The 12093-nt window shown below is 72.4% G+C and carries 10 protein-coding genes; 1 reads left to right on the top strand and 9 read right to left on the bottom strand.

Annotated features, from left to right (window positions below; all coding sequences use genetic code 11):
• Positions 1-168: 168 nt before the first annotated feature.
• Entirely contained in the window at positions 169-1434 is a 1266-nt protein-coding gene (locus RV986_RS34945) for an MFS transporter (RefSeq protein WP_475921187.1), read from the top strand.
• A gap of 12 nt (positions 1435-1446) precedes the next feature.
• Here RV986_RS34945 and RV986_RS34940 read toward each other — a convergent pair whose 3' ends face one another.
• The 9 genes from RV986_RS34940 to hrcA form a co-directional block, all read right to left on the bottom strand.
• The gene (locus RV986_RS34940) at positions 1447-2439 is read right to left on the bottom strand and encodes an adenosine deaminase (protein WP_475921186.1); all 993 of its coding nucleotides are present in this window, start codon (positions 2437-2439) and stop codon (positions 1447-1449) included.
• 20 nt (positions 2440-2459) lie between these two features.
• Positions 2460-3365: a ribonuclease Z gene (locus RV986_RS34935; protein ID WP_475921185.1), complete on the bottom strand. Its 906-nt coding sequence runs from the start codon at positions 3363-3365 to the stop codon at positions 2460-2462.
• 6 nt (positions 3366-3371) lie between these two features.
• Positions 3372-3698 carry a histidine triad nucleotide-binding protein gene (locus RV986_RS34930; RefSeq protein WP_475924544.1) on the bottom strand — a complete coding sequence of 109 codons (327 nt, stop codon included), beginning with the start codon at positions 3696-3698 and terminating at the stop codon, positions 3372-3374.
• A 199-nt stretch (positions 3699-3897) separates the two neighbouring features.
• Positions 3898-7113: a S41 family peptidase gene (locus tag RV986_RS34925; RefSeq protein WP_475921184.1), complete on the bottom strand. Its 3216-nt coding sequence runs from the start codon at positions 7111-7113 to the stop codon at positions 3898-3900.
• Positions 7114-7191: 78 nt separating this feature from the next.
• A complete protein-coding gene (locus tag RV986_RS34920) occupies positions 7192-7761 on the bottom strand; it encodes a hypothetical protein (protein WP_475921183.1) in 570 nt (189 codons plus the stop codon).
• A gap of 128 nt (positions 7762-7889) precedes the next feature.
• Positions 7890-8639, bottom strand: a complete 750-nt coding sequence (locus RV986_RS34915) for a 16S rRNA (uracil(1498)-N(3))-methyltransferase (protein WP_475921182.1) — start codon at positions 8637-8639, stop codon at positions 7890-7892.
• The gene (locus RV986_RS34910; protein WP_475921181.1) at positions 8636-9724 is read right to left on the bottom strand and encodes a nitronate monooxygenase; all 1089 of its coding nucleotides are present in this window, start codon (positions 9722-9724) and stop codon (positions 8636-8638) included. The genes RV986_RS34915 and RV986_RS34910 overlap by 4 nt, the downstream gene beginning before the upstream one ends.
• 148 nt (positions 9725-9872) lie before the next feature.
• A complete protein-coding gene (dnaJ, locus tag RV986_RS34905; RefSeq protein ID WP_475921180.1) occupies positions 9873-11006 on the bottom strand; it encodes a molecular chaperone DnaJ in 1134 nt (377 codons plus the stop codon).
• On the bottom strand, positions 11007-12023 hold the full coding sequence (hrcA, locus tag RV986_RS34900) for a heat-inducible transcriptional repressor HrcA (RefSeq protein WP_475921179.1): 1017 nt from the start codon (positions 12021-12023) through the stop codon (positions 11007-11009). It abuts the gene before it with no gap.
• Between the last annotated feature and the right edge of the window lie 70 nt (positions 12024-12093).

The following is a 12093-nucleotide window of genomic DNA, read 5'->3' as shown; positions in this document are numbered from 1 at the left end:
CGCCCTTACCCTAGTCCCCCCACCCCAAACGGAACGTGACCCGGATCACATCGCCCCGCCTGTGTCACGCCCCCGCCCACTTGATACAAATTGCCCGCGCGTTCCTGTCCGTCGACAGCCGCTCATCCCCCCTGCCGAGCCGCTCTTTCGCATGCCCTGGGAACGCCCGTGTCCGCCCGCACCACCACGCCCTGGCCCCTCGTCGCCCTTTTCACGGCCGGGTACCTCGCCCCGTACCTCCTCCCGACCACCGTCGGCAGACTGAACGCGGGCCTCCCCCTCTCCGCCACCGAGGCCGGGTCCATCGGCAGCGCCCTGCTGCTGGGTTCGGCGGCGGCGGGCTTCCTGCTCGCCTCCCGCGTGGACCGCCTCGGCCCCCGGCGGCTCGCCCGCGCGGGCCTGCTGCTGGCCGCCGTCGGCTACGGCACCGCCGCCCTCACGACCACCGTCCCCCTGGTCGTTCTCGGCGCGGTGGCCGGCGGCCTCGGCTCCGGCACGGCCACCACCGTCGCCGCCACCGGGATCGCCGCGCAGCGCGACCCGCACCGCACCACCACCCTGGGCCTGCTGGGCGTCTCCGCCCTCGCGGGCACGCTGTATCTGGCCATCCCCCATCTGGGTCCGGGCCACGGTCAGCCGCTCGCCGCGATCGCCTGCACCGCCCTGCTCGTACTGCCCGCGACCCGCCGCCTCCCGGCCCCCGAGGCTCCCCCGGCCGTCCGCGCCGTCCGCGCCGGCACACCTCTCCCCCACCTCCGCGCCGGCCTCGTCCTCGCCGCCACGATGTTCTGCTGGTCCCTGGCGCAGAATTCACTCTGGGGTGTCAGCGGCCGGATCGGGCTGACGCAGGCGGGGTTGACGGAAGTGACCGTCGGCGCGGTCTTCGCGGCGGCGCTCGGTGCCGGTCTGCTGGGCGTGATCGGCGCGGGCGCCCTCGGCCCGCGGCTGGGCCGGGCGCTGCCCATCGGGGCGGGCACGGCCCTGATCGCCGGGTGCATCACGCTCAGCGCGGCGGCCACCGACCTGCCGTCCTTCGCGACCGGCGAGATCGCCTGGAACACGCTCTACCCGGTCGTGCTCTCCTACGTCATCGGTCTGGCCGCGTCCCTGGACCGGCGCGGCCGGTGGGCGGTCCTCGTCGGCTCCGGCTCCTCGCTCGGCACGGCGTGCGGCCCGCTCACGGGCAGTCTGCTCGCCGCGCGGGCCGGCTACCCGGCGATGGGCCTGGTCCTGGCCCTCGGGCTGCTCCTGATCACCGTCCCGATGACGGCCGTGGCCCTGCGCACCCGGCGCGGTACCCCGCTCCCGCAGGAACACCCGGTCGTGGAGCTCCCGTTGGAGGCGGTCCCGGCTCCCCGGACGGCGTACGACACGGCGGGACCCCGGCGGGCGGCGGCAGGAGCGACGGCCGCACCGGGGTCCGCAAACGGATAGGTCCGCCGCGGTCTAGCCGAACTCGTACGCCTCGACCTCGGCGAGGTACCGCGCCCGCCGCTCCTCGTCGTGCTCCAGGAAGGACGCCACGAACGAGTTGCGGGCCAGCTCCCGCATCCGCTCCCGGTCCAGCCCGAGCGCCTCGTGCACCGCGTGGAAGGTGTCGCCGATGTATCCGCCGAAGTACGCGGGGTCGTCGGAGTTGACGGTGCACAGCAGTCCGGCGTCCAGCATCGCGGGCAGCGGGTGGTCCGCCAGGACGTCCACGGCGCGCAGCCGTACGTTCGACAGCGGGCAGAGCGTCAGCGGCACCCGCTCCCGTACCAGCCGTTCGACCAGCTCGGGGTCCTCCATGCAGCGCAGCCCGTGGTCGATGCGCTCGACGCCGAGCACGTCCAGCGCCTCCGTGATGTACGCCGGCGGCCCCTCCTCGCCCGCGTGGGCGACGCGCCGCAGTCCGAGCGCGGCGGCGGCCTCGTACACCTCGCGGAACTTGACCGGCGGGTGCCCGACCTCGGCGGAGTCGAGGCCGATGCCGACGATCCGGTCGAGGTACGGCTTCGCGGCCTCCAGGGTGGCCAGCGCCGACTCGGCGGACTCGTCGCGCAGGAAGCACATGATCAGCTGGGTGGAGACGCCATGCGCCTCCACGCTGCGGGAGAGCGCGCGGTGCAGCCCCTCGACGACCGTCCCCATGTCGACCCCCCGGGCGATGTGGGCCTGCGGGTCGAAGAAGATCTCGGCGTGTCGCACGCCCTGCGCGGCGGCCCGCGCGAGATACGCGTCGGCCAGGTCGGCGAAGTCCTGCTCCGTGCGCAGTACGGCCATGAGCTCGTAGTACAGGTTCAGGAACGACTGGAGGTCCTCGAAGAGATACGCCTTGCGCAGCTCCTCGGTGTCCGCGTACGGCAGCGTGACGCCGTTGCGCGCCGCGAGCTCGAAGGCCAGCTCGGGTTCGAGGGTGCCTTCGATGTGGAGGTGCAGTTCTGCTTTGGGGAGGGGCATCAAAGCATGGTACGGGCGTTTTACGAACGCTTCGGAACCGGCACCCGCAGCAGATCGTGCGCCACGGTCAGCTCCCCCTCGAACCCGGCGGCCCGGGCCTGCCGCTCGAACTCCTCCGGATCGGAGTACCGCTGGCTGAAGTGCGTGAGCACGAGCTGTCGTACGCCCGCGTCCCGCGCCACCCGGCCCGCCTGACCGGCCGTCAGGTGACCGTGTTCGACGGCGAGTCGGTGATCCCCGTCCAGGAACGTCGACTCGATGACGAGGAGGTCGCAGCCCTCGGCGAGCGCGTCCACGCCCTCGCACAGCCGGGTGTCCATGACGAACGCGAACCGCTGCCCGCGCCGCACCTCGCTCACCTCGTCGAGCGAGACCCCGCCGAGCGCGCCCTCCCGCTGGATCCGCCCCACGTCCGGCCCCTTGATGCCGTGCTCCGCGAGCCGTTCGGGCAGTATCCGCCGCCCGTCCGGCTCGACCAGCCGGTACCCGAAGGACTCCACGGGGTGGGAGAGCCTGCGGGCCTCCAGGGTGTACGAGGAGGTGGCGGCGAGGACGCCGTCCACCTCGACCGGCGCCTCGGTGAGCTCGACGGTCTCGCGGTAGGCCGTCGCGTACCGCAGCCGGTCGAAGAAGCGCTGCCCGGAGCGCGGATAGTGCGCGGTCACCTGGTGCGGGACGCGGTCGAGGTTGATGCGCTGGATCACCCCGGCGAGTCCCAGCGAGTGGTCGCCGTGGAAGTGGGTGACACAGATCCGGTGCACGTCGTGCGCGGCGACCCCGGCGCGCAGCATCTGCCGCTGGGTGCCCTCGCCGGGGTCGAAGAGCAGGCCCTCCCCGTCCCAGCGCAGCAGATAGCCGTTGTGGTTGCGGTGCCGGGTGGGGACCTGGCTGGCGGTGCCGAGGACCACCAGTTCACGTACGGACAAGGCCGGTTACCCCGGCGGCCACTGCATGCCACGGCCGCCCAGCAGGTGGGCGTGCGCGTGGAAGACGGTCTGGCCGACGCCGCTGCCCGTGTTGAACACGAGGCGGTAGCTCTCCAGCTTCTCCTCGGCCGCGACCTCACCGGCCTCGCGCAGCACGTCCGCGGCGATGACGGGCTCGGCGGCCGCGAGGGACGCCGCGTCCGGGTGGTGCACCTTGGGGATGACCAGGATGTGGGTGGGCGCCTGGGGGTTTATGTCGCGGAAGGCGACGGTCGTCTCGGTCTCCCGGACGACGTTCGCGGGCACGTGCCCCGCGACGATCTTGCAGAACAGACAGTCATCCCGCGGCGTGCCGTCTTCCTGTCGCCTCCGGGGCGCCTCAGCCGGTGTCGAGGTGCCGACCGTGCTCGACCCTTCGGGCCTCCGCGCGCTCGCCCTCTCGACACCGGCGCGCCCCTGCAGCTCGCCAGCCATAGGTGTGCTCCTCACGCCGTGTGATCAGTACGCTCCGCATGCTATCGGCAGCCCCCCGTCAGCCGAGCTCCGGCAGCGTCGGCGCCGTCTTCGCCGGGTTCTCCGCGAGCGCGGCCAGCGCGATCCGGATCGCCTCGTCGAGCTGCGCGTCGCGCCCCGCCGCGTGGTCCTGCGGGGCCTGGACCACCTCGACGTCCGGGTCGACACCGTGGTTCTCCACGCCCCACCCGTAACCATCCAGCCAGAAGGCGTACTTGGGCTGGGTGACGAGCGTCCCGTCGACGAGCCGGTAGCGGCTGTCGATGCCGACCACCCCGCCCCAGGTCCGGGTTCCGACGACCGGCCCGATGCGCAGCGCCTTGATCGCCGCGTTGACGATGTCGCCGTCCGAGCCGGAGAACTCGTTGGCGACGGCGACGACCGGTCCGCGCGGCGCGTCCTCCGGATAGCTGGACGGCCGCATCCCGCGCGGCAGGTCCCAGCCCACGATCCGCCGGGCGAGCTTCTCGACGACCAGCTGGGAGGTGTGTCCGCCGCGGTTCTCCCGGACGTCCACGACCAGCCCCTCCCTCACCACCTCGACGCGCAGGTCGCGGTGGAGCTGCGCCCACCCGGAGCCGACCATGTCCGGCACATGCAGATAGCCGAGCCTGCCCCCGGACTTCTCGTGGACGTACGCCCGCCGGTCCGCGACCCACGCGTGGTACCGCAGCGGCTCCTCGTCGGCCAGCGGTACGACGACGGCGTGCCGCGGATCGCCGCCGCCCGACGGCGAGACGGTCAGCTCGACCGGCTTGCCCGCGGTGCCGACGAGCAGCGGCCCGGGGCCGGCCACCGGGTCCACCGGCTGCCCGGCGACCGCGACGATCGCGTCACCGGCGCGCACCGCGACGCCGGGCGCGGCGAGCGGCGCCCGTGCGTCCGGGTCGGAGGTCTCGGAGGGCAGGATCCGGTCGATGCGCCAACTGCCGTCCTCGTGGCGGGAGATGTCCGCGCCGAGCAGCCCCTGCGCCCGGTCGCCGCCGCCCCATCCGCCGCGCGGAGTGACATACGCGTGGGAGGTGCCGAGTTCGCCCTGCACCTCCCAGAGGAGGTCCACCAGGTCGTCGTGGGTGGCGAGCCGCTCCAGCACCGGCCGGTATCGGTCCAGCACCGCCTCCCAGTCGGTACCGCCCAGGTCGGGCCGCCAGAAGTTGTCCCGCATGAGGCGGCCGACCTCGTCGTACATCTGCCGCCACTCGGCCGCCGGGTCGACGGTCTGGCGCACCCGGGAGAGGTCGACGGTGATGTTCGTGTCGCTCTCGTCGTCGTTCGAGGCGCGGCGGTCGCTGGGGACGACCTTGAGCTTGCTGTCGGTCCACAGCAGGACGCGCTTGCCGTCACCGCTGACGGAGAAGTGGTCGGCGTCCGCGGCGAGGTGTTCGACGCGCTGCTGGGCGAGGTCGTAGCGCTCCAGCTCGGTCTTCGGATCCGGGTCGTCCGGGGTGGCGCGGGAGGCGCCGAGGACGCCGACGACCGGGTGGCGCAGCCACAGCAGGCCGTCCTTGGCGGCCCGCAGCGTCGAGTAGCGGGCGGCCTCGACGGGGAAGGGGACGATCCGGTCGGCGAGTCCGTCGAGGTCGATCCGGGTGGTGGGGGTGCCCTCGCTGTCGGGCGTCTCCTCCTTGTCGGGCGTCTCGAAGGGGCGGCCGTGGCGCTGCGGTCCGAACGGGGACGGGGTGGTCGCGGCGAGCGTGATCAGATGCGGCCGGGAGCCCCCGACGAACGCGAGGTCGAAGACGTGCTCGTCGTAGACCGGGTCGAAGGCGCGCGCCGACAGGAAGGCGAGGTGTTTGCCGTCCAGGGTGAAGGCGGGCGCGTAGTCGCGGAAGCGGAGCGGGGTCGCCTCGGTCACCGACAGATCGGCGGTGTTGGCCAACTTGAGCTGGCACAACGGACGCGGGCCGGGGTGCGACCAGGCGAGCCAGGCGGAGTCCGGCGAGAACACCAGCCCGGTGGCGTCCCCGTCCTCGCTCCGGTCGACCTCCCGTACCTCCCCGCTCTCCCGCTCGACGAGCAGGACCCGTCCGTCGTGCGAGGCGACGGCGGCGCGGCTGCCGTCGGGTGCCATCGCCAGCGCGAGGACGCGGCCGAGTCGGCCGGCGGCGAGCCGGCGCGGCGTCGCTCCGGGGGCGACCCCGGTGGCCGGGGCGAACTCCAGCGCGTCGTCGCCCTCCGCGTCCGTCACCCACACCACGTACTCCTCGCCCTCCACCCGGAAGGTGCGGGGCAGCCGGGCGCGGACGCCGGGCCGGGCGGCGAGGGCGCGGGCGGGGCCGGAGCGGTGGGTGACCCAGTGGACGGTGCCGCGCACGGAGACCGCGCTGCCGCGTCCGGTGTGGTCGGGGGCGGCGGCCGAGAACCAGCGGGAGGCGCTCACGAGGTACGGCTGCTGGTCGACGCGCTGTCCGCCGAGCCGGATGTCGAGCCGGCGCGGTTCGGCGCCGTCCAGGTCGTCGAGGAGCCACAGTTCACCGGCGGACGCGTACACGACCCGTACACCGTCGGTCGCCGCGTGCCGGGCGTAGAAACCGTCGATGGGAGTGTGCCGTCGCAGGTCGGAACCGTCGGCGAGGGAGGAGTAGAGCGCCCCGACCCCTTCGTGGTCGGACAGGAAGGCGGCGCGCTCCCCCACCCACAGCGGGTATTCGAGGTTCCCGTCCAGGTTCTCGTGCAGCCGTACGAACTCGCCGGCCCCCACCCCGTCGCCGCCGTCCCTGTCGATCCACAGCTTGCCCGCCGTACCGCCGCGGTAGCGCTTCCACCAGGCGGCCTCGCGCCCCATGGGAGCGGACAGCAGCAGCACGCCCGGACCGCCGTGGGCGACATCGCCGACCGGCCCGTACGGAAGGGTGGTCGCGGGGCCGCCGTCGAGCGGGACGGCCCGCGCCCAGGTGCGGCGCAGACTGGCCTGGCCCTGGGTGCTGAGCGCGAGCACGCGCCCGTCCGGGGTCCAGCCGCGCACCTGGGTCTTCGAACTCCCCCAGTACGTCAACCGCATGGACGGTCCGCCCTCCAGGGGCGCGGCATGCACCTCGGGCGCCCCGTCGCGCGTCGACGTCCAGGCGACGGTCGTGCCGTCCGGGGAGATGCGGGGGTGGTTCACCGGCATGTTGTCGGCACTGACCCGCCAGGCGCGGCCTCCGCCGTCGAGGGGGGCGACCCAGACGTCGTCCTCGGCGGTGAAGGCGACCAGATCGCCGTGCAGATGCGGAAACCGGAGATACGCAGGCATTACCGATGATGCGGACGATGCAGACTGAGTCACCCGAACACCCTATGCAGCGACGGCTCCGGCCAACAGGGGTTTGGATCACTTGCCCTGAGAGGGCCAGCAGGTCGGGTCGCCCTTGCACCACATGGTCCTCGTCACGGTGACGGTGGTCGTGGGGCCCGGCCGGCGGTAGGTGGGCGGCCGGTAGGTGGGGGGCGTGTACGAGGGCGTGCTCGCGGCGTTGCAGTTGCCGAGCACGCTCACGTGGAACCACTCCTTGCCCCCGACCTCGGCGGTCAGGTTGCCGCGGACGCACTTGCCCTCGACCTGGCGGGTGACCTTTCCGGTGATGGTGATCTTCTGCCGGTCCTCGGTCTGCCCGCGGCAGTCGACCTCCACCACGGAGGGCGTGGAACCGGAGGCGGACGGCGTGCGCCCGGGGGTGTACGCCTTGTTCCCGTCGCCGTAGGACCCGTTGCAGCTCAGGTACTGCACATCGACATGCTGCCGCCGCAGTTCCGCGGTCCCCGCCAGGTCGGTCGTGTACGCCACCCCGGCGGCACTCAGCCCGCCCACGGGCTCGCACGCGGCCACTCCGAAGGCGGTCACCACCGCGAGTCCGGCGACCACCGGTCCCCGACGGCCCGTCACCCGTCGTCGAATACGCATCAACGCCCCCATGGACGGCAGCGTGCCACTGTCCCGCGCGTCGCGGTAGACCTCAAACGGCCACTCCGTACTCGTGCACGTCGCCGTACCCGGGGGAGGCCCAAGGCATCCCCGGTGCGTGCGCGAGGTCAGGACCAGCGGCCGCTGCGCGCCATCAGCAGCGCGGTCGCCACCGTCCCGGCGGTCGAGGTACGCAGCACGGTGCGCCCCAGGTGGTACGTCTTCGCGCCCGCCCCGGTGAACAGCTCGATCTCCTCGGGGGAGATCCCGCCCTCGGGGCCGACCACCAGCACGATCCCCCCGGAGGCGGGGATGTCGGCCGTCACGAACGGCTCGGTGCCGAGCTCCGTGTCCTCGTGCAGCACCGCCGCGAACTCGGCCTGGGCCAGCAGTGCGGCAACCTGCTTGGTCGTCATCACGCCCGCGACCTCCGGGAAGCGCACCCGGCGCGACTGCTTGCCCGCCTCCCGGGCCGTGGCCCGCCACTTGGCGAGCGCCTTCGGACCGCGGTCGCCCTTCCACTGGGTGATGCAGCGGGAAGCGGCCCAGGGCACGATCGCGTCGACGCCGGTCTCGGTCATCGTCTCCACGGCCACCTCGCCCCGGTCGCCCTTGGGGAGGGCCTGGACGACGGTGATGTGCGGCTCCTCCGCGGGCTCCTCGCTGTAGGAGTCCATCTGGACGATCAGCCGGTCCTTGCCCTCGGTGTCCAGCACCACGCAGTCCGCCCAGCGCCCGGCCCCGTCGGTGAGGACGACGTCCTCGCCGGGCCGCAGCCGCTTCACGGAGACGGCGTGGCGCCCCTCGGGGCCGTCGAGGACGTACCGGCCGCCGCTGCCCGCGTTGAAGTGCTCGACCACGAACACCGGTGCGGTCATCGGATCCTGCCCTCCTCGTTGCCGGCCGCCGACAGCGCGGTCCTCGCCGCTTCGAGCTCCGCGTTCAGCACCTCCACCAGCTGACCCGCCGGGAGGTCGCGGGCCATCCGGTGCCCCTGGCCCGCCCACAGCGCCATGCCCTGCGCGTCGCCCGCCTTGGCGGCCGCCTTGCGCAACGGGGAGGTGAGGTGGTGGATCTCGGGGTAGGCGGCGGGCGCGTACGGGCCGTGCTCGCGCATGAACCGGTTGACCAGACCGCGCGCCGGACGCCCGGAGAACGCGCGCGTCAACTCCGTCCGTACGAAAAGGGGGTTGGTCAGCGCCTGCTTGTGCACGGCGTTGGCGCCGGACTCGGGGGTGGCCAGGAACGCGGTGCCGAGCTGCGCGGCGCTCGCGCCCGCGGCGAGCACCGCGGCGATCTGGTTGCCGCGCATGATGCCGCCGGCGGCGATGATCGGAAGGTCCACGGTCTCACTGACCTGGGTGATCAGGGAGAGCAGTCCGATCCCCGTACCGTCCGTCTCCGGATTGTCGCGGTGGGTGCCCTGGTGGCCGCCCGCCTCCACACCCTGCACGACGACCACGGCGGCGCCGGCCCGCTGCACGGCGAGGGCCTCCTCGGCCGTCGTCGCGGTGACCATGGTGAGCGTGCCGGCGCGGCGCAGGGAGTCCAGGACCTCAGGGCTCGGGACACCGAAGTGGAACGACACCACCGCCACCGGGTTGTCGTGCAGCACGGCGAGTTTCGCGTCGTAGCCGTCGTCGCGACCGCTGTCCGGCTCACCGAGGCCGGTCTCGTACCAGGCGGCCTCACCCGCGAGCTGGTGGGCGTACACCTCGACCGTGGCGGGGTCCGCGCACTCGGTCTGCGGCATGAACAGATTGACGCCGAAAGGGCGCCCGGTGAGCCCGCGCAGCTGCTTGATCTCCTGGTACATGCCGTCGGCGGTCTTGTACCCGGCGGCGAGGAACCCGAGCCCGCCCGCCTCGGACACGGCGGCGGCGAGTTGCGGGACGGAGACGCCGCCCGCCATGGGGGCCTGCACGATCGGGTGAGGGAAGAGATCGGTCAGTGCGGTGGACATGACGGCATGTTGTCACGTCCTCCGAACAAGTCCGAATCGGGCCTTCCGCCTGGCATAGGCCACCGGAATGGACGGTCAGGGGCGGGTTTGCCCACCCTCGGCGAAGAACCCACCGGGGGCCTGGGGGCGAAGCCCCCAGGAACACCCGTCAGCGACCGTTGAACGCGTCCTTCAGACGCGAGAACAGACCCTGCTGCCCGGGCTGGAACTGCCCGATGGGCCGCTCCTCGCCGCGCAGCTGCGCCAGCTCCCGCAGCAACCGCTCCTGCTCGGGATCGAGCTTCGTCGGCGTGGTCACCTCGACGTGCACGATGAGGTCACCCCGGCCACCGCCCCGCAGATGCGTGACACCCCGCCCGTGCAGCGGAATCGACTGCCCGGACTGCGTGCCCGGACGGATGTCGACCTCCTCAAGACCGTCGAGGGTCTCCAGCGGCACCTTGGTGCCGAGGGACGCCGCGGTCATCGGAATGGTCACCGTGCAGTGCAGATCGTCACCGCGCCGCTGGAACGTGGAGTGCGGCAGCTCGTGGATCTCGACGTAGAGGTCACCGGCGGGACCGCCACCGGGCCCGACCTCGCCCTCGCCCGCGAGCTGGATCCGCGTGCCGTTGTCGACACCGGCGGGGATCTTCACGGTCAGCGTGCGCCGGGACCGGACCCGCCCGTCGCCCGCGCACTCCGGGCACGGGGTCGGAACCACGGTTCCGAAGCCCTGGCACTGCGGACACGGCCGGGACGTCATGACCTGCCCCAGGAAGGACCGGGTCACCTGGGACACCTCACCCCGCCCGCGACACATGTCACAGGTCTGGGCCGAGGTCCCCGGCGCCGCGCCCTCACCGTTGCAGGTGGCGCAGACGACGGCCGTGTCGACCTGGATGTCCTTCGTGGTGCCGAAGGCCGCCTCGTCCAGCTCGATCTCCAGCCGGATCATGGCGTCCTGGCCACGCCGCGTACGCGACCGCGGGCCGCGCTGCGACGCCGTACCGAAGAAGGCGTCCATGATGTCCGAGAAGTTCCCGAACCCGCCGGCGCCGAAGCCGCCCGCGCCGCCGCCCGCCTGGGACAGCGGGTCGCCGCCGAGGTCGTAGACCTGCTTCTTCTGCGGGTCCGACAACACCTCGTACGCGGCGTTGATCTCCTTGAACCGCTCCTGCGTCTTCGGATCGGGATTGACGTCCGGATGCAGCTCGCGTGCGAGCCTCCGGAACGCCTTCTTGATCTCGTCCTGGGACGCGTCGCGGCGCACGCCGAGTACGGCGTAGTAGTCCGTGGCCACTTACGACTCCGCCAGGATCTGTCCGACGTACCGTGCCACCGCTCGTACCGCTCCCATCGTTCCCGGATAATCCATGCGGGTCGGGCCGACCACGCCGAGTTTGGCTACTGCCTCGTCGCCCGAACCGTAGCCGACCGAGACCACGGACGTGGAGTTGAGTCCCTCATACGCGTTCTCGTGACCGATTCGCACGGTCATGCTCGAATCCCCGGCCTCACCAAGCAGTTTGAGGAGCACGACCTGCTCCTCCAGTGCTTCGAGCACCGGCCTGATGGTGAGAGGGAAGTCATGTCCGAAGCGCGTCAGATTGGCCGTCCCGCCGATCATCAGCCGCTCCTCGGTCTCCTCGACGAGCGTCTCCAGAAGGGTGGAGAGCACCGTCGCGACCGTACCGCGATCCTCCGCCTCGAACGCGTCCGGGAGGTCCTGCACGAGCTGCGGGACGTCCGCGAAGCGACGGCCCGCGATCCGGCTGTTGAGCCGGGCCCGCAGATCCGCGAGAGACGTTTCTCCGAACGGCGCCGGGCAGTCGATCATCCGCTGCTCGACCCGCCCGGTGTCCGTGATCAGCACGAGCATCACACGAGCCGGGGCGAGGGACAGCAGCTCCACGTGCCGCACGGTCGATCTCGTCAGCGACGGATACTGCACGACGGCGACCTGCCGCGTCAGCTGCGCGAGCAGCCGCACCGTCCGCCCGACGACGTCGTCGAGATCGACAGCGCCGTCCAGGAAGTTCTGAATGGCCCGCCGCTCGGGCGCGGTCATCGGCTTGACGCCTGCCAGTTTGTCGACGAAGAGGCGGTAGCCCTTGTCCGTGGGGATGCGCCCGGCGCTGGTGTGCGGCTGGGCGATGTACCCCTCGTCCTCCAGGGCGGCCATGTCGTTGCGGACGGTGGCCGGGGAGACTCCCAGCCGGTGCCGCTCGGTCAGCGCCTTGGAACCGACCGGCTCCTCGGTGCCGACATAGTCCTGGACGATGGCGCGCAGCACTTCGAGCCGTCGCTCACTGAGCATCGCGCACACCTCCCACTGTCGACCCCTCGGCGCCCGGCTTGGCACTCAGCGTGCGCGAGTGCCAGCATCC

The organism is Streptomyces sp. RLA012, assembly GCF_056270325.1.
The sequence above is the reverse complement of the archived record's forward strand: the minus strand, read 5'-3'. Positions and strand labels throughout refer to the sequence as shown.